Origin of the sequence: Bradyrhizobium sp. WD16 (assembly GCF_024181725.1) — a bacterium.
GTDB lineage: Bacteria > Pseudomonadota > Alphaproteobacteria > Rhizobiales > Xanthobacteraceae > Bradyrhizobium_A.
This window is the reverse complement of sequence record NZ_CP028908.1, coordinates 4,764,523-4,782,749: the sequence shown is the minus strand read 5'-3', so window position 1 is coordinate 4,782,749 and position 18,227 is coordinate 4,764,523. Positions and strand designations below refer to the sequence as shown.

The 18,227-nt window shown below is 65.5% G+C and carries 18 protein-coding genes; 16 read left to right on the top strand and 2 right to left on the bottom strand.

What is annotated here, in order from left to right:
• The first annotated feature begins 2 nt into the window (after positions 1-2).
• From DB459_RS22140 to DB459_RS22125, 4 genes are all read left to right on the top strand, one after another.
• Positions 3-1,370 (top strand): sigma-54 dependent transcriptional regulator, encoded by a 1,368-nt coding sequence (locus DB459_RS22140; RefSeq protein ID WP_253707848.1) that lies wholly within the window; start codon positions 3-5, stop codon positions 1,368-1,370.
• 265 nt (positions 1,371-1,635) lie between these two features.
• Complete coding sequence (hfq, locus tag DB459_RS22135) at positions 1,636-1,884, top strand: RNA chaperone Hfq (RefSeq protein WP_253707845.1); 249 nt, start codon at positions 1,636-1,638, stop codon at positions 1,882-1,884.
• Between the two features lie 11 nt (positions 1,885-1,895).
• Complete coding sequence (hflX, locus tag DB459_RS22130; RefSeq protein WP_253707842.1) at positions 1,896-3,278, top strand: GTPase HflX; 1,383 nt, start codon at positions 1,896-1,898, stop codon at positions 3,276-3,278.
• 169 nt (positions 3,279-3,447) lie between these two features.
• Positions 3,448-4,896 carry an NAD-dependent succinate-semialdehyde dehydrogenase gene (locus DB459_RS22125; protein WP_371926801.1) on the top strand — a complete coding sequence of 483 codons (1,449 nt, stop codon included), beginning with the start codon at positions 3,448-3,450 and terminating at the stop codon, positions 4,894-4,896.
• Positions 4,897-4,971: 75 nt separating this feature from the next.
• Here DB459_RS22125 and mazG read toward each other — a convergent pair whose 3' ends face one another.
• A complete protein-coding gene (gene mazG, locus DB459_RS22120; protein ID WP_253707837.1) occupies positions 4,972-5,790 on the bottom strand; it encodes a nucleoside triphosphate pyrophosphohydrolase in 819 nt (272 codons plus the stop codon).
• Between the two features lie 112 nt (positions 5,791-5,902).
• On the opposite strand from mazG, the gene queC reads away from it, so the two are divergent.
• From queC to DB459_RS22100, 4 genes are all read left to right on the top strand, one after another.
• Positions 5,903-6,622, top strand: coding sequence for a 7-cyano-7-deazaguanine synthase QueC (queC, locus tag DB459_RS22115; RefSeq protein ID WP_253707834.1), 720 nt, complete (start codon positions 5,903-5,905; stop codon positions 6,620-6,622).
• Positions 6,623-6,663: 41 nt separating this feature from the next.
• Positions 6,664-7,221 carry a VUT family protein gene (locus DB459_RS22110; protein ID WP_253707831.1) on the top strand — a complete coding sequence of 186 codons (558 nt, stop codon included), beginning with the start codon at positions 6,664-6,666 and terminating at the stop codon, positions 7,219-7,221.
• 104 nt (positions 7,222-7,325) lie between these two features.
• Positions 7,326-8,918: an acyl-CoA synthetase gene (locus DB459_RS22105; protein WP_253707828.1), complete on the top strand. Its 1,593-nt coding sequence runs from the start codon at positions 7,326-7,328 to the stop codon at positions 8,916-8,918.
• A gap of 8 nt (positions 8,919-8,926) precedes the next feature.
• On the top strand, positions 8,927-9,781 hold the full coding sequence (locus DB459_RS22100) for a PCC domain-containing protein (RefSeq protein WP_253707826.1): 855 nt from the start codon (positions 8,927-8,929) through the stop codon (positions 9,779-9,781).
• Positions 9,782-9,795: 14 nt separating this feature from the next.
• On the opposite strand, the gene DB459_RS22095 is transcribed toward DB459_RS22100, so the two are convergent.
• Positions 9,796-10,158 (bottom strand): c-type cytochrome, encoded by a 363-nt coding sequence (locus tag DB459_RS22095; protein WP_253707824.1) that lies wholly within the window; start codon positions 10,156-10,158, stop codon positions 9,796-9,798.
• Positions 10,159-10,547: 389 nt separating this feature from the next.
• Here DB459_RS22095 and DB459_RS22090 point away from each other — a divergent pair, with 389 nt between their 5' ends.
• The 8 genes from DB459_RS22090 (at position 10,548) to gvpN (ending at position 18,212) form a co-directional block, all read left to right on the top strand.
• Positions 10,548-10,985 carry a hypothetical protein gene (locus DB459_RS22090; protein WP_253707822.1) on the top strand — a complete coding sequence of 146 codons (438 nt, stop codon included), beginning with the start codon at positions 10,548-10,550 and terminating at the stop codon, positions 10,983-10,985.
• 572 nt (positions 10,986-11,557) lie between these two features.
• Entirely contained in the window at positions 11,558-12,952 is a 1,395-nt protein-coding gene (locus DB459_RS22085) for a sigma-54 dependent transcriptional regulator (protein ID WP_253707820.1), read from the top strand.
• Entirely contained in the window at positions 12,942-13,787 is an 846-nt protein-coding gene (locus DB459_RS22080; RefSeq protein ID WP_253707818.1) for a GvpL/GvpF family gas vesicle protein, read from the top strand. The genes DB459_RS22085 and DB459_RS22080 overlap by 11 nt, the downstream gene beginning before the upstream one ends.
• Before the next feature lie 232 nt (positions 13,788-14,019).
• A complete protein-coding gene (locus tag DB459_RS22075; protein WP_253707816.1) occupies positions 14,020-15,474 on the top strand; it encodes a PAS domain-containing sensor histidine kinase in 1,455 nt (484 codons plus the stop codon).
• Positions 15,471-15,878, top strand: coding sequence for a response regulator (locus DB459_RS22070; protein ID WP_253707814.1), 408 nt, complete (start codon positions 15,471-15,473; stop codon positions 15,876-15,878). The genes DB459_RS22075 and DB459_RS22070 overlap by 4 nt, the downstream gene beginning before the upstream one ends.
• A 209-nt stretch (positions 15,879-16,087) precedes the next feature.
• On the top strand, positions 16,088-16,306 hold the full coding sequence (gene gvpA / locus DB459_RS22065) for a gas vesicle structural protein GvpA (protein WP_253707812.1): 219 nt from the start codon (positions 16,088-16,090) through the stop codon (positions 16,304-16,306).
• A gap of 86 nt (positions 16,307-16,392) precedes the next feature.
• Positions 16,393-17,178, top strand: a complete 786-nt coding sequence (locus DB459_RS22060) for a hypothetical protein (protein ID WP_253707810.1) — start codon at positions 16,393-16,395, stop codon at positions 17,176-17,178.
• The gene (gene gvpN / locus DB459_RS22055) at positions 17,175-18,212 is read left to right on the top strand and encodes a gas vesicle protein GvpN (protein ID WP_253707808.1); all 1,038 of its coding nucleotides are present in this window, start codon (positions 17,175-17,177) and stop codon (positions 18,210-18,212) included. The genes DB459_RS22060 and gvpN overlap by 4 nt, the downstream gene beginning before the upstream one ends.
• The last annotated feature ends 15 nt before the right edge of the window (positions 18,213-18,227 follow it).

Here is an 18,227-nt window from a genome sequence, read left to right as displayed (position 1 = left end):
CCATGGCCAATGAAATTCTGATTGTCGACGACGAGGCGGACATCCGCGATCTCGTCGCCGGTATCCTCGAGGACGAGGGCTTCGTGACGCGCACGGCGCGCGACAGCGACCAGGCGCTGCAGGAGATCGCCAACCGGCGGCCGGGCCTGGTGTTTCTCGACATCTGGCTGCAGGGCAGCAAGCTCGACGGCCTGCAGCTGCTCGAGCAGATCAAGCGCGACCACCCCGAACTGCCGGTGGTGATGATCTCCGGCCACGGCAACATCGAGACTGCGGTGGCCGCCATCAAGCGCGGCGCCTACGACTTCATCGAGAAACCGTTCAAGGCGGACCGGCTGATCCTGGTGGCGACGCGGGCGCTGGAGAATTCACGTCTCAAGCGTGAGGTCCGCGAACTCAAGCAGCTCGCGCCGGTGTCGTCGACGCTGATCGGTCATTCGCCCTGCGTCAATCAGCTGCGCCAGAGCATCGAGCGCGCCGCCAAGGCCAACAGCCGCATCATGATCGTCGGCCCCGCGGGCGCCGGCAAGGAGCTCGCGGCGCGAACCATGCATACGATGTCGGCCCGCGCCGAAGGGCCGTTCGTCGTCATCAACGCCGCCGCGATCACGCCGGATCGCATGGAGGCCGAGCTGTTCGGCATCGAGAATACCGAGGAGGGCAGGCGCAAGTCGGGGGCGCTCGAAGACGCCCATGGCGGCACGCTGTTCATCGACGAAGTCGCCGACATGCCGCGCGAGACCCAGAGCAAGATCCTGCGGGTCCTCGTCGACCAGACCTTCCAGCGGGTCGGCGGCACCAGCAAGGTCAGCGTCGATGTCCGCATCGTCTCGTCGACCGCGCGCAACCTCGAGACCGAGATCGCCGAAGGCCGTTTCCGCGAGGATCTCTACCACCGCCTGTCGGTGGTGCCGATCCGGGTGCCGCCGCTGTCCGAGCGGCGCGAGGACATTCCGGAGCTGATTACCTACTTCATGGATCAGATCTCGACCGCCACCGGTCTGCCCAAGCGCCAGATCGGCGAGGATGCGATGGCCGTGCTGCAGTCCCATGTCTGGCCCGGCAACATCCGCCAGCTCCGCAACAACGTGGAACGGGTGATGATCCTCGCCGGCGGCGACGCCGAGGCGGCGATTTCCGCCGACATGCTGCCGCAGGACGTCGGCTCCATGGTTCCGGCCATGCCGACCTCGAACAACGGCGAGCACATCATGGGGCTGCCGTTGCGCGAGGCCCGCGAGGTGTTCGAGCGCGACTATCTGATCGCCCAGATCAGCCGGTTCTCGGGCAACATCTCGCGCACCGCGGAATTCGTCGGCATGGAGCGCTCGGCGCTGCATCGCAAGCTCAAGGCGCTCGGCGTCGGCTGAGCGTCAGAACCACCGCGCCGGGTTGGGGCCGGGGGATCGATTCGGCTTTACGGCCAATTGCCCCTTTTCTGGGCACAATTTAGTGGGCAAATCTGTATTGCTGCGGCCAAGCGGCAACGAGCAGCCTTGCTTAACCGGAAGCGGTGCTTTCTAATCGCATGTCGTACCCGAAAGGGACTCGGATGCGGCGGACCCGGCCAAGCGCTCCGAGGGGGAGGGCTGCGGGCGGACAACGAAGAACCAACAATCGCTGCGAGACAAGAAAATGGCGGCCGACCGCGCACAAAACCTTCAGGATACTTTTCTCAACCACGTCCGCAAGACCAAGACACCGCTGACGATTTTCCTCGTGAACGGGGTAAAACTTCAGGGAATCGTGACCTGGTTCGACAACTTCTGCTTGTTGTTGCGTCGCGACGGCCATTCGCAACTCGTGTACAAGCACGCTATTTCCACCATCATGCCCGGCGCCCCGATCCAGTTGTTCGAGGGCGGCGAGGATGCAGCATCTTGAGAATGACCTGATTGGAACCCCGGCGTCACGACGGGGCCGATCGACCAGGATCGGCAAGGGGTAATCCGACAGGGCGGGTGATTGTCATCGGCCCTTATCTGCGTGCTCGACGCGGCGAAGCGGAGGCTTCCGCGTCGGTGCTGGCGCGCGCCGTCGCTGCCCGTCTCGACGAGGCCGTCGGCCTTGCCCGCGCCATCGATCTCACGGTCACGGAAGCGGTGCTGGCGCCGATCGGACAGATCCGGCCGGCGACCTATCTCGGCAAGGGCAAGGTCGAGGAAATCGTCGGGCTGGTGCGCGCCCACGAGGCCGATCTCGTGGTGATGGACTGCGCGCTGTCACCGATCCAGCAGCGCAATCTCGAAAAGGAATGGAACACCAAGGTGCTCGACCGCACCGGCCTGATCCTCGAGATTTTCGGCCGCCGCGCCAAGACCAGGGAGGGCTCGCTCCAGGTCGAGCTGGCACATCTCAATTACCAGCGCAGCCGCCTGGTGCGTTCATGGACCCATCTGGAGCGCCAGCGCGGCGGCTTCGGCTTCATGGGCGGTCCCGGCGAGACCCAGATCGAGGCCGACCGCCGCATGATCGGCGAACGCATCACCCGCCTGGAAAACGATCTGAAGAAGGTTCAGGCGACGCGCCGGCTGCACCGTGCGGGCCGCAAGCGCGTGCCCTATCGCGTGGTCGCGCTGGTCGGCTACACCAATGCCGGAAAATCGACACTCTTCAATCGCCTGACCCGCTCGGAGGTCCAGGCGGCGGACATGCTGTTCGCCACCCTAGATCCGACGCTGCGCGCCCTGCAGCTGCCCCACGGCGGCAAGGCCATGCTGTCGGACACCGTCGGCTTCATCTCCGACCTGCCGACCATGCTGGTGGCGGCGTTCCGCGCCACCCTCGAGGAGGTGGTCGAGGCCGACGTCATCCTCCATGTGCGCGACATTTCCCACGAGGACGCCGAGGCCCAGCAGCGCGACGTCGACGACATCCTGCAGCAGCTCGGCATCGACCCCAATGCCGGCGAGCGCATCATCGAGGTCTGGAACAAGATCGACCGTTTCGACGCCGAAGAGCGGGAGAGCCTCGCCAAGATCGCCGCGCGCCGGCCGGGCCGGACCTGTCTCCTGGTCTCGGCGGAAACCGGGGAGGGCGTCGATGCGCTGCTGACCGCGATCGAGGACCGGCTGGCCGCCGCCCGGACCACCCTCGAACTCACCGTCGATGCCGCCGATGGCGCCGGTGTCAGCTGGTTGCATCGCAATGCGGAGATTCTGGAAAAGACCCTCGAGGACGGCCGCTATCACATGACCGTGCGCCTCGACGACACCAGGCGCGATGCCGCCATCAAGCGCTTCGGCGCCGCCGTCATCGACGCGCCGAGCCGGCACTGACGGCCCGCGCCACGGAATTTTCTTCCGCCAGCGCTTCCGGCCAGAGACGCACACACACCCGCCATGCAGCGCAGGCGCCCCGCGGCGTGTCCGAAGGGCTTGACCCGTTGGAGGTGGGCGCTATCTCATCCGCGCCGTCTCTCACGTCCCGCCTCGTTCGCCCCGCTTCATGGAGAGTGTTTTGACCTATTCGGATGTATTGCTGCATATCGACGGAAAGTGGCGCGGCAGCGCCTCAGGCAAGACCATCCCGGTGCTCGATCCGGCCACCGAGGAAACCATCGGCACCGTGGCCCATGCCGACACCTCCGATCTCGACGAGGCGCTGGCCGCAGCCGATCGTGGCTTCAGGCAGTGGCGCGCGGTGTCGTCCTTCGACCGCGCCAAGATCATGCACAAGGCCGCCGCCCTGATGCGCGAACGCGCCGAGACCATCGCCGTGCTGATGGTCAGGGAGCAGGGCAAGACGCTGGCCGAAGCCAAGGCCGAAACCCTGTCCTCTGCCGACATCATCGAGTGGTTCGCCGAGGAAGGCCGTCGCGCCTACGGCCGCGTCATTCCGGCGCGGGCGCCGAACGTCTATCAGCTCGCCATCAAGGAGCCGGTCGGTCCGGTCGCCGCCTTCTCGCCCTGGAATTTCCCGATCAACCAGGTGGTGCGCAAGCTCTCCGCGGCGCTGGCCGCGGGCTGCTCGATCATCGTCAAGGCTCCGGAAGAGACGCCGGCTTCGCCGGCCGAACTGATCCGCGCCTATGTCGATGCCGGCGTGCCGGCGGGCGTGATCAATCTCGTCTACGGCGTGCCGTCCGAGATCTCGCAATACCTCATTCCGCACCCGGTGATCCGCAAGATCTCCTTCACCGGTTCGACCGTGGTCGGCAAGCAGCTCTCGGCGCTCGCGGGCCTGCACATGAAGCGCGTGACCATGGAGCTCGGCGGCCACGCGCCCGTGGTGGTGTTCGACGATGCCGACGTCGATGCCGCGGCCAAGATCATGGCGGCGGCGAAATACCGCAATGCCGGCCAGGTCTGCATCTCGCCGACCCGCTTCCTGGTGCAGAAGGGCGTCTACAACCAGTTCATCGATCAGTTCGTCGCCAACACCAGAAAGATCAAGGTCGGCAACGGCCTCGACAAGGACTCGCGGATGGGGCCGCTCGCCAATCCGCGCCGCGTCACCGCCATCGAGGAAATGGTGCTGGATGCGAAGGCCAAGGGCGCCAACGTCGCCACCGGCGGCCATCGCATCGGCAACAAGGGCTATTTCTTCGAGCCCACCGTCGTCACCGACGTGCCGAAGGATGCCCGCGCCATGAACGAGGAGCCGTTCGGCCCGCTGGCCCTGATCTCGCCGTTCTCGGATTTCGACGAGGTCGCCGCTGAGGCCAACCGGCTGCCCTTCGGGCTCGCCTCCTATGCCTTCACCCGCTCGGCGAAGACCGCCACCGCCATCGGCGCGGCCATCGAGGCCGGCATGGTGTCGATCAACTCCTTCGGCCTAGCGCTGCCCGAAGTGCCGTTCGGCGGCATCAAGGATTCCGGCTACGGCTCCGAAGGCGGCACCGAGGCGATGGAAGGCTACTTCAACACCAAGTTCATCACCCAGACCGGGGTGTGAACGGGGCGCCTTCGCGGGCCAAGAGCAGTTGTTGCGGGGCGGCGGCATCAGGTCGCCGCCCCGTCGCTTGTCGGCTCAGTCGGCGTCGGCCCGCTCGAGCCGCTTGGCCTCGTCCCACAGCGCGTCCATTTCGGCCAGCGAAGCCTCGCCCAGCGCGATGCCACGGCCGGCGAGGGTGCGCTCGATATGGGCGAAGCGGCGTTGGAATTTCACATTGGTGGCGCGCAGCGCGCTCTCCGGATCGGCGCCGGCATGGCGCGCGAGATTGACGAGGGCGAACAGCAGATCGCCGGTCTCCGCCGCCATCTCGGCGCGGTCGCCGCGATCGAGCGCCGCCTCGATCTCGTCGGCCTCCTCGCGGATCTTGGCGAGCACGGCACGCGGATCATTCCAGTCGAAGCCGACGGTCGAGGCCTTCTTCTGCAATTCCAGCGCACGGGTCAGCGCCGGCAGGCCGGCCTTGACGCCGTCGAGCAGCGAGACGGCAATCACGCGCCGCGCCGCGCGCGCCGCCTTCTCCTCGGCCTTGATCCGGGCCCAGGTGTCGGTGACGGCGGCGGCGTCGGTGTCGGTCGCGGCCTCGCCGAACACGTGTGGGTGGCGCCGGATCATCTTGGCGCTGATCGCCTCGACCACGTCGCCGAAGGCAAAGGCGCCCTGTTCCTCGGCCATCCGGGCATGGAACACGACCTGCAGCAACAAATCCCCGAGTTCGTCCTTGAGGTCGTCGAGATCGCCGCGAGTGATCGCGTCGGCGACTTCGAAGGCCTCCTCGATGGTGTAGGGCGCGATGGTCGAGAAATCCTGCTCGAGGTCCCAGGGACAGCCGGTCACCGGGGTGCGCAGGCGCGCCATGATGTCGAGGAGCTGTCGGAGGTCTTTGGATGGGGTCATAGGCGGCACCGGAGCAGGAGAGGAGCCTCCGTTCTATGCCGTATCTGCCGGCCCCCGCCAACCGGGCCCGCGTATTGTTGGTGCGGCGAAGGAGCGGTGCTATGGGCAGGGGATGACCGACGCTCAAATCCGCAACGACGCCGCCCTGGTGCTGTTCTCCGGCGGCCAGGATTCCGCCACCTGCCTCGCCTGGGCGCTCGGCCGCTTTGCCCGGGTCGAGACCATCGGCTTCGCCTACGGCCAGCGCCACCGCATCGAGCTCGATTGCCGCGAGGCGCTGCTCGACGGCCTGCGGGCGCTGCGCACCGACTGGGCGGCGCGGCTCGGCGACAACCACACCCTCGACATCCCGACCCTCGGCGAGATTTCCGATACCGCCCTGACGCGCGACGTCGCCATCGAGATCGGCGAGGGCGGGCTGCCGACCTCCTTCGTCCCCGGCCGCAACCTCGTGTTCCTGACCTTCGCCGCGGCGCTGGCCTATCGCCGCGGCATCGGCCACGTCGTCGGCGGCATGTGCGAGACCGACTATTCCGGCTATCCGGACTGCCGCGACGAGACCATCAAGGCGCTCAACAAGGCGCTGGACCTCGGCATGGCCCGCCATTTCGAGCTGCACACCCCGCTGATGTGGCTGGACAAGGCGCAGACCTGGAAGCTCGCCGAGGACCTCGGCGGCGCGGGGCTGGTCGACCTGATCCGCGACTACTCCCATACCTGCTACCTCGGCGAGCGCGGGGAACGCCACGCTTGGGGCTACGGCTGCGGCGACTGCCCGGCCTGCCGCTTGCGCGCCCGGGGCTGGGAAGGTTATGTCGCCGGCAAAATCTGAGGCTCCGCGCCGGAATTTCCTTCATTCGCAGCGTTTAACCCATGACTCCTGATGTCCGGCGCCAGCTCGAGGGCGCCCTTTTCCTGGCCGCCTATATCGCCTGCATCCCGTTGGCCAACTGGCTGATCCAGCATGCCGGCACCATCTGCCCGCCGGACGGCCCCTGCCTCGTGCCGGTGGCGCCGGGGCTGATGGCGCCGAGCGGGGTCCTGATGGTCGGTCTTGCGCTGGTGCTGCGCGATCTGGTGCAGCGGCGGCTCGGCGCTGCCGCGGGGCTGGCCGCCATCGCCGTCGGCGCAGCGATTTCCGCCTGGCTGGCGTCGCCCCAGCTCGTCGTCGCCTCGGCCGTCGCCTTCGCGCTGTCGGAGCTGGCCGATTTCGCCGTCTATACGCCGCTGCAGCGGCGCGGACTGCTGCTCGCGGTGGTGGCGAGCAGCGCCGTCGGCCTCGTCGCCGATTCCGTGCTGTTCCTGTGGCTCGCATTCGGCAGCCTGCAGTTTCTCGCCGGCCAGATCCTCGGCAAGGCGCTGATGGTGCTGGCGACGGTGCCGTTCATCCACTGGCTGCGCCGGCGCGACGCCCGGCTGCAAATGGCGTGAAGCCTTCGGCGCACTTGCGCCGCCGACGTCTTGCATCAAAACTCAACAGCAGACCGGCGCACGACACCCCCGAAGTGACGCCGGCGCTCCGGGGAGCGAACGCCATGACCGCCATCCATCAGTCGCCGATGTCGCGGCGCGTGATGAATCTCGCCTATCTCGCCACCAGGAGCGCCCGGCGCTTTCCGCAGCGGCCGGCGCTGGTCTGGCGGGACCGCTCCTGGACCTGGTCGGAGCTGGACGCGCGTGTCTCGGCGCTCGCGGCCGGACTGGCCGGCCTCGGCGTCGGGCCGGGCGATGCGGTGCTGGTCCACAGCAAGAACAGCAACGAGATGCTGGAAGCGATGCTGGCGACGTTCCGTCTCGGCGCGGTCTTCGTGCCGACCAATTTCCGCCTGCTGCCGGACGATGTCGTCTACATGGCGAAGGTGTCGAAGGCCCGGCTGTTTCTCTGCCAGAGCGATTTTCCCGAGCACGCCCGTGCGCTCGCCGCGGCGGGCCTCGCCATCGTCTGGCTCAGCGGCGAGGCGCCGCCGCAAGATTCATCGCCGACAGCCGACGCGCTGATCCGGGCCCGTCCTGGCGCGCGCATCGCCAATGCGTCGGTCGAGGCCGACACCGCCTGCTGGCTGTTCTTCACCTCGGGCACCACCGGCAAGCCGAAGGCCGCGGTGCTCACGCACGGCCAGATGAGCTTCGTCGTCACCAATCATCTGTGCGATCTGATGCCCGGCACCACCGAGGAGGATGGCGAACTGGTGGTGGCGCCGCTGTCCCACGGCGCCGGCATTCACGCGCTCAATGTGGTGGCGCGCGGCGGCATGACGGTGCTGATGCCGACCGAGAGGCTCGATCCCGCCGTCGCCTTCGCCCTGATCGAGCGCCACCGCCTCACCAACATGTTCACCGTGCCGACGATCCTGAAGATGCTGGTCGAACATCCGGCCGCCGATCAGCACGACCATTCCAGCCTGCGCCATGTGATCTATGCTGGCGCGCCGATGTATCGCCAGGACCAGGTCAACGCGCTCGCCAGACTCGGCGCGGTCCTGGTGCAGTATTACGGGCTCGGCGAAGTCACCGGCAACATCACCGTGCTGCCGCCGCGCGGCCATGACGGTCTCGACGTCGCGGGACGGATCGGCACCTGCGGCATCGAACGCATCGGCATGCAGGTCTCGGTGCAGGATGACGCTGGGCGGGAGCTCGGCGCGGGCGAGACCGGCGAAATCTGCGTCATTGGTCCGGCGGTGTTCGCGGGCTATTACGACAACCCGGAGGCCAATGCCAAAGCCTTCCGCAACGGCTGGTTCCGCACCGGCGATGTCGGCCACATCGACCACGAGGGCTTCGTCTATCTCACCGGGCGCGCCTCGGACATGTATATCTCCGGCGGCTCCAACATCTACCCGCGCGAGATCGAGGAAAAGCTCCTGATCCACGACGCGATCACCGAGGCGGCCGTGGTCGGGATTCCCGATCCGAAATGGGGCGAGGTCGGCATCGCGGTCTGTGTCCGGCGTCCCGGCAGCGATGTCAGCGAGGAAGAAGTGATGGCGCACATGGCGAGCCACGTCGCCCGCTACAAGCTGCCGCGTCAGGTCGTGTTCTGGGATGCGCTGCCGAAGTCCGGCTACGGCAAGGTCCCCAAGCAGATGGTCAAGGACGAATTGCGCCGCCGCGGCATCATCGATTGAACCGCGCCATGCGCCGTATCGATCATCCAGGTCCAGCGTCGCCGCAACGCCTGATCAGCGTTCCCTGCCGCGCCGAGCCCGTCACCATTACGCTCGCCGCCGGCGCGCCGCTGCTGGAGGGACTCGCCCAAGCACTGGTCGAGCGGAGCGCATCGAGCGCCGTCCTCGCCATTGAAGCGGGCGCGCTGTCAACGCTCGCTTATGTGATGCCGGCGCCATCGGCCTCGCCCGATCACGCGGTGTTCTACAGCAGCCGCTTCGATGCCGCAGGACCGGTGCAGCGCGCATCGGGACGCATCACTTTCGGCCAGCGGCTCGGCGAGCCCTGGCTGCATTGCCACGCGCACTGGACCGCCGCCGACGGCAGGCGCGGTTGCGGCCATGTCCTGCCGGAACATGCCCGGACCGCGGCGCCGCTGGCGCTGTCCGGCTGGCTGCTCGACGGCGCGGCATTCGCCGTTACTGACGATGCCGAAACCCACTTCAGCCTGTTCGAGCCGGTGGCGACCGGCGCAGCCACGGCCGCCAACGCCATCGCGCTCCGCATCCGCCCCAACGAGGATCTCTGCGGCACGCTCGAAGCGCTCTGCGCCGAACGGGGAATCCGCCGCGGCGTGATCCGCGGCGGAGTCGGCAGCCTGATCGGCGCGGCATTCGACGACGGCCGCCTGGTCGAGCCGCACATCACCGAGGTCTTCATCCGCGACGGCGTCATCTCGCCCGGCGACGACGGCCGGCCGCGCGCGACCATCGACATCAGTCTGGTGGACGACACCGGCGGCATCCATGCCGGCCGGCTGATCCGCGGCGCCAATCCGGTGCTGGTGACGTTCGAGATGGCACTGGAGATCATCGACGCCTGAACCGCGCGGGGGCTTTATCGCGCTCGTCGCAGGCTCATGATGTAGGCCACCAGACGCTCGATCTGGTAATCCGCGAGCCGCGGGTTCGCCATCCGCGCGTGAGGGCCCATGTCGGCGTGCGGCGACGCCAGGAAGACCCTGAGGCCGTCCGCGTCCACTGCGCCGCTGTTGGCGATCTGGTCGAATGAGGGGCCGGGATTCTTGAGCAGCGGCTCCGATGGCTGGCCCGACGATACCACGTGGCACGGGGCGCAGACCGAGCGGGCGAGGGCGCTGCCCTTGGCGATGAGCGTCTGCTCGAACTCCGAAGCCGCGACGGCACCTGCGCCGATGACCGAGCTCGCAACGACGCCGAACAGGATCAGAAATCGCGACATGGGTTACCTCACTGCGGAGCGCACCGCCGGAGTGTTCATCAATCGGATCGCCCCGTCTTGATCCGTCTCAACGGCGCACCTTTTCGCGCGCACCGGCCCAACAATCCCTCGGCACCCCGGATGCGGCGGCGGCACTGGTCAATGTCGCCGGGGCAAACGACGGTTCGTCGCCTTGTCGAGATCCTCCGACCGTCGAGCAAGCCACTCGCCTCGTCAGGTAATCCGGTCGCCGCATCGAGCGCCAGCCTCCCAGCCGCGTCGACACCGCCTGCGCGGTCGGGCCCGGGACGGGACTTGACCAAGATCAAGCGGGGATCTCGCCGCACCGGCTAGTTTTTTGTTTCACCTCTCTCAACCAGAGAGCGTGCTCGTTTGGTCGGAGGATGGCAATGTCGATCGGCAAACAGACAATTGGCAAATTCCTGGTGGCGATCCCGGTTGCGGCACTGGCGCTGGCGACGGCACCAGCGCCCGTCAAGGCGGGAATGCTGCCCACCAGCATAGGCGCGGTAGGACAGGCCGCGCCCACGGCCACCGTTGATGTGCGCTGGCGGGGCAGGGGCTACTATGGCGGCTGGGGTCCGGGCATCGTCGCCGGCGGCATTGCCGCGGGCATCATCGGCGGCGCGATCGCCGCCGGCGGTTATCCCTACGGCTACGGCTATTACGGCTATTACGGGCCAAGCTACTATTATGCGCCGCCGCCAGTCTATTACGGCGGTCCTTACTACACGCGCTACTATCGGTCCTACTACTATCGGCCCTATGGCTATTATTGGGGCTACCGCCGGTACTGGCGGCCCCATCGCTATTACTATTACTGGTGATCCGGGCTGAACGCACCCGGCCGGCGGCATTCGATATCGTGACCGCCGATATCGCGTGCCGCCGCGGCGCTTGCTTTGCCGGAGCTCAGTTGCAGCGACAGCGCCGGGGCTGGCCTCGCGTCTGCAGCCGAAGAGGCACGGCGAGCAAATTGCTCCGCGTTGCTCGACGCGCCAAGCAGAACGTTTCACCACCGGCTAAAGATCCGAAATGGTTGTTCCGTCCCCGAATGACCGCCTCATTTCCCCGACGCCACGACGGCATTCGGGACGTAAGGGACACCAGCAAGATCGGAGCCTTCACCCATCGTCCGTTACCCATGATCATCCGGTGTAACCTGGATTCGAAGCAACACTCGCGCGCGACGCACCAACATCATGCGCGGCGATCGGTGCCGTCGACCATTAGATGACAATCCGATGAACAACGACGGTAAATTTTCATAGCGCGCCGCATCGCGACAACCTTCAATTGATCCTTGTCAAACAAACGTGTCCAGTCGCGCTATAAACGTGTCCAGTCGGGCTTACAGTGTGATAGAGATTGCGCTGATCGTTGCTTTGGAGCGTCCGTTGTGAAGCGCCACTCCGCTACCGTTCTGCTGATTGACGACGATCAGGATATGCGCTGGGCAATGCGGAATGTCCTGGGGAGCGCCGGGTTCGCTGTTGCTGAAGCTGAATGCGGCGGGGCTGGCCTTGAAATGGCGGCGTGCCGGTCACCGGATGCGGTATTGCTGGACATGCGGATGCCCGACCTCGACGGCGACGAGGTGCTGAGACGCCTCAAGCGTCTCGATCCCGGGTTGCCAGTCATTGTTGTCACCGCCCATGGCTCCATCCCCGGAGCGATCGGGGCGATCCGGGACGGAGCTTTCGAATACGTTACAAAGCCGTTCCGCAATGACCACCTTGCCGAAACGGTGCGGCGAGCGGTTGCGCTGCGATCAGCCACCCAACGCACGACCGCCGGCGGAGTCAGCGCCGCGCTGACAGCGGCCATGGGACAAAGTACCGCCGTCCAGGCTCTAATCAGCAAAGTCGAAGCCGTCGCGTCGACGGACTACTCCGTCGTCATCTACGGCGAGACTGGCGCCGGCAAGGAGGTGGTCGCCCGCAGCCTGCACGAACACGGCCCGCGCGCGAGTCGTCCGATGGTCGTCGTGGATTGTGGCGCCATAGCCGAGACTCTCACCGACAGCGAGTTCTTCGGTCATGAAAAGGGGGCCTTTACCGGAGCCAGCCAACGCCGACGCGGCTGGTTTGAGGAGGCCGCAAACGGCGGAACGATCTTCCTAGACGAGGTCGGCAATCTGGCGGCGACGGGTCAAAAGGCACTCCTGCGGACGCTTGAGGACCGCACCATCCGCAGGGTTGGCGGCGCGGAGCTGATCAATCTCGACGTCCGCGTCATTGCGGCCACCAACTTCGATTTGCGAGAGCGCGCCAATGCCGGCGGCTTCCGCGAGGACCTGTTTTTTCGTTTGGCCGAATACGTCATCACGGTTCCGCCGCTGCGCTCCAGGCCCGAGGATGTCGCCTACCTCGCGCAGCGCTTTCTGAACCAGGCGCGCGAATCCCTCGGACGGCCGACCGTCGACATTGCCTCGACGGCGCTTGATCTGCTCTGTGCTTATCCGTGGCCGGGAAATGTTCGAGAATTACGTAGTGTCATGCGCCGCGCCGCGCTCACCGCCTTGGATACCGTCATGCCGGACAACCTTGCGCTCCACCCCGGCGATAGCGGCGTCCTTCGTGTTGCGCTTTCCGCCAACGCGGCATCCTTACGCGATCGCGTCCGCGGCCAGGTCCGCGTGGTCGAGCGCGATGCGGTGATTTCGGCGCTGGATCAGGCCGGCGGCAACAAGGCCAAGGCGGCTCGTCTCCTCGGTATCGACTACAAGACATATCGCATGAAGTTGAAGCTCGCGGAAGCGGCGCAAACGGCTCCTGCAAACGATGGAACATGATTTGGCGTTACCGCAAGGTGGAGCCGACGCTCGACATCAGGCGAGCGACCAGGCGGTGTGCCTGTTCGCCTTCGTCGCCGAATCTGCCGTGCACGACATGCGGCTGCCCGACGACGTCTGCGAACAGCGACTCATGCTGCATCGGGTCGGATCGGTGGCAGCCCTGATCGGCATCGTTCCGTTGTCCGACTATTCCGGCGCCGACGCCGAGCGGCGCTTTGCAGATGTCGCCTGGCTCGCGCCACGCGTCCGCCGCCATGCGGAGCTTGTGGAATGGGCAATGCAGGCGGCCGCGGTCTTTCCCGCACCTTTCGGTACCCTCTACACCAATTTGGACAGCCTTGGTGCCTTCATGCAGGCGCATGAGGGGACGATCGCCGATTTTCTCCGCGCCGTCACCGGCAAGGAGGAGTGGGACCTGCGCGCGCTCGCGCGGTTCGACAGCCCGGAAATTCTCGACCAGCTGGCTCGCAGCGCATGGCCCGACCTGCGGGCGCTGTCGAAGGGAGCCCGCTACATGAAGCTGTGTCGAGATCGGAGCGCGCTGCTCGCGTTCGGCCGCGACGAGGCTGCCGGGCGTGCTCGGCAGCTCCTGCCGCAACTTGAGCCGCTCACCGCCGGTATTCGCCAACTTGGTAGCGGCGCAGTGGCCGATTCCGGCGGCGCCGAACTCGTCGCCAGATATGCTCTGCTTGTGGCCAAGACGGACGCCGCCGCGCTGCAGGATCAGGTCCGGGAGCTTGGCGACCGCGTCAAACAGCAGAATCTTGCGCTTGTGTTATCGGGCCCGTGGCCCCCGTTCAGCTTTCGACCGAATCTGAATTCGTTGAACTAGTGTCCTGTCTCCGAATTACCGCTTCGTTTGCCTCACCCTGGCACGGTCATTCGGAGACATAAAGGACACTAGCAAAATCAAAGTGCTAGTGTGGCTTATGTCTCGCAATTGCCTACGAGAGACTGGCCGCAAAGGCGGTAGGCAATTGCGAGACGCCACACTAGGCGGCGAGAGGGACGGAAATACCATGCTCCTTACCCCACTCGACTATGAAAGCTTCTTTCACGCCGTCATGGCAACGATCCCGTCGTCGATCCTCATACTCGACGAGCGCCTTTCCATTGTGTCGGTCAATCATAATTTCTTGGAGAAATCGCGGGCCAGCCTGAGCTCGACCTTGGGGCGACGGTTGCACGACATCTTTCCGGCCGCGTTCCAGGACACCGCGTTGGACCAGAAAATCCGAGAGGTCATCGTCACCGGCAAGACGTTGCATCGCCAGCGGATGACCTATCGCGCGCCAGGCGTTTCCTTGCGGATCTATTCCTACAGTATCTGCCCGCTGCAGCTGCAGGGCGGCTCGCGCGGCGCGATCCTGGTCATGGACGATGTGACCGATCTGCTGCAGCTCGGGGACGAGGTTCGGCGGATGCAACTGCATCTGGCCAGTATCGTCGAGAGCGCCGGCGATCTCATTATCTCTACCGACCCGAACGGGGCGGTCATGACCTGGAACTCGGCAGCCGCGAAATCGACCGGCTACTCGGACGTCGAGGTGCGCGGCGCCAAGTTCGCGGACCGTATTGACGAGCCGCAGAATAATGAGGTCGAAGCCTGTTTTCACAGGATCGCCGAGATCGATGATCGCCGTTCGGTGGAATGGCCGATGAAATGTCGGGACGGCGAGAGCATACCGGTGTCCTGGCGCCTGTCGCGAATGACCGACCACCTCGGCGATGTTACCGGCGTTGTGGTTGTCGGACGCAATCTCGTCGAGCAGCGGGCCATGGAGGCGCAGATCCGCCAGGGCGAAAAGCTCGCCGCGCTTGGCATGGTGATCGGCGGCATCGCCCATGAAATCCGCAATCCATTGGGGGTCAGCTCGGCGGCCGCCCAGCTGATGAAGGACCGGATGAGATCGCCGGCTCTGCTCGAGGAGTGCATCGGCCGCGTCATCGGGGGCATCGATCGCGCCTCGCTCATCGTCGAGAGCCTGCTGCGCTTCGCGCGACCGGGACCGATCAAGGAAACGACGACGGTCAACGTGGTCGATGTGCTGAAGAACGCGTTGATGCTCGCATCCGGCGAAGCCGCGGCAGGAACCGAGGTCGACTGGAACCTGCAGCGCGCGGTTGAGCCCCTCAACGCCGAAGGGGTGCAGAACCTGCTGGAGCTGGTCGTCATCAATCTCATCCTGAATGCGTTTCAGGCGATGCCCAATGGCGGCCGGCTGACCATCGGCTGCTGGGGCGATGGTGGTTCCGTCGTCATAGAGATCGGCGACACAGGTCCGGGAATACCGCAAGCCCACGTCTCCAAGATCTTTGATCCGTTCTTCACGATGCGATCCGACAGCCGGCGATCGGGGCTCGGCTTGTCGGTATCGCATTCCATCGTGCGCCAGCACGGCGGCAGCGTCGACGTCCGTACGTCGCCCAAGGGCACGACTTTCGTCGTGCGCCTTCCCGTCGCGCGGGACTCAGGCGACGGCACGGCCGACGCGATAGAAGAGGGGGTCCCGAGTTGACCGCGTCCGCGATCCCGCCGGTGCCGGAAACGGTCCTCGTCGTCGATGACGACCAGGACATGTGTTGGGTTCTTGAGCTCGCCCTCGTTGGTATTGGCTGCGCTGTGACAACAGTTGGTTCGGCGCGCCGCGCGATTTCGTCCGTCACCGAGCATCCCTTTCCGATCGCCTTCGTTGACGCCCGTCTGCCGGACATGGACGGCCTGCGGCTGATCGAAGAACTGCGCCGGCTGCAGCCGGCGATGCGGATCATTCTCATCTCCGGCTACTACATCGAGGACGACATGCGCATATCGGAGGCAGTGCGCGCCTGCGAGATCGATGGTTTTCTAGCAAAGCCGTTTCAAGTCAGTGCCGTCGTGGCTGCGGTGACAGGAATGGGAAACGGGCATTGCCACCCTTAGCTCGGGTGCGCTCGCCCGCATTGGCTTAACAGGATGACGAACCAGCTATGGCGTCATGTGAGCAAGTCTTTGATACGACGCGCTTCAGCTCATTTCGACTGCGATGCCGTCGATTGGCCTCGCGTTTGCAATGCACTCGGTGGCCGGAGGGTTCTGACCTGATCCGGTAAGTTCTGGAAGCACTCAATACCTTCAGAAGGAGAAGCTTCATGGCACGTGTACAAAAGGCCACCGACTCGTCGAGCCTCGCCGAAGTCGTCGACCGGATCCTCGACAAGGGCATCGTGATCGATGCCTGGGTCAAGGTGTCACTGGTCGGTATCGAGTTGATCACGATCGAAGCTCGCGTCGTGGTCGCGTCGGTGGAGACCTACCTCAAATACGCCGAAGCGGTCGGCCTTACGGCCTCCGCCGCGGCGCCCGCGTAAGCGACGTCGACTGCTGCCGGGAGGGCGAGAACATTCCAACTCGCGCTCCCGGTCGCGACTGGTCTGTCAAAAACGGAGCATGAGACATGGCGAAAGTGGCGGAAGGCACCGCTCGCGTGGCGGCTGAAATATCGACGGCGCGCAGGCAGCGCAGTGAACTGGCGGCCGAGATCAAGGGATTGACCCGACGGCGACACGGCGAAGTTCGCTCGTTGCTGGACAGCCTGCGGGCAACTCGTGTCAGGGCAACTCGCGAGCACGCGCTGGAGGCCAAGAAGATCACCAAGGCCCGCCACGAAGAGGTTCACTCCTTGCTGAAAGGGTTGAAGGCGGCACGCAGCCGGGCAGGGCGCGAATATCAAAGGGATGCTATCGCGATCGTTGGCAAACGGCGCGGCGAGGTCAGGGTGCTTCTGACACGGTTCAGGCGCGAAATGGTTGTCTTTCGGCAGCGCCGCCGCGAGCTTTCGGTGGCACAGCGCGAGAAGGCGGCCGCGTTTATGCGGGGGTTGACCAGCGGCGTCGCGTCCCTCTGCGATGGCTTCGCCAGGGAAGGCCGTGATCGCGCCGCTGCTGTCCGTGGCCGTCTTGCTGCCTATGCATCGGATCGCCGCAACGCCGTCGCTATATGGCGTGGAAGCGAACGTACCGCCAGAAGCGATCGGCTTGCGGCGAAGCCGCCCGTCAGCCAGACGGAGCCGCCGGCGTCGGCTGCTGCATCCGCCGAGACGCATACTGCAGCCGCGCATACTGCTGCGACGCACACTGCCGCGGCGCAATCGCCGGACTCAAGCGCAAAATCCGGTCGGCGTCACTTCGGCAGTACCGGCCATCGCGGCTCGACTGATCCTCGCGGAGGAGATTCGAAATGAGTGCACTCGCAATCGCGAGCCTGGATCCGGTCGCCGGCGACTCCGCCGGCGGCGACGATGGCTCGATCGCGTTGGGTCCGAGCAATGCGTTCGTGACCTCTCCGGCGGTTCAGGATCTCACCGAACGGGCACTGGCCTATCTCGAGGCGGGCTACGCCGTCCATTTTTCCGGGCCTGCGGGTACGGGGAAGACGACTCTCGCCTTCCATGTCGCCGCTCAGCTTGGTCGACCGGCCATCCTGCTCCATGGCGACCACGAGTTCGGCAGTTCGGATCTGATCGGGCGCGAGAGCGGCTATCGCAAGTCACGCGTGGTCGACAACTACATCTCCTCGGTGATCAAGCTGGAAGAGCACGGGCAGCCGCTCTGGATCGACAACCGGATCACAACGGCCTGCCGGCTCGGCCACTCGATCATTTATGACGAATTCAATCGAAGCAAGCCGGAAGCGAACAATCCCTTCTTGAGCATCTTGTCCGAGGGGGTTCTCAACGTCCCCGGACTGCACGGTCGTGGAGAAGGTTACGTTAACGTCCATCCGCATTTTCGCGCGATCTTCACCTCGAACCCGTCGGAGTATGCCGGCGTTTACAGCACTCAGGACGCGCTGCTCGATCGCATGATTACACTCTATCTTGATCATTACGACCGCGACACGGAGATTGCGATCACGGTCAGCAAGTCCGGGATCGACAGGAGCCGTGCCGAGCGGGTGGTCGACCTGGTCAGACGGTGCCGTACCGAGGGGCCCGACCCCCATTATCCGACCTTGCGGGCGTCGATCGCTCTTGCTCGCGTCCTCGCCGCTCGCGGCGGCGAAGCCAGCGGACACAACCCCATCTTCCGCTCGGCGTGCCGGGACATCCTGAGGCCTGCGGCGCTCAAGGGTGGCCGCGATACCGCAGGCGCGTCTGCTTTCGTCGACCTTCTCCTCCGCCGCTTCGAAACGAGCGATGTCGATGCCACGACACCGGCGACGCCGGACCAGCGCCCGGACCGCCGCGCGGCGCTGCGATCCAAAGGAGGAAAATGACGATGTCGGTTCATA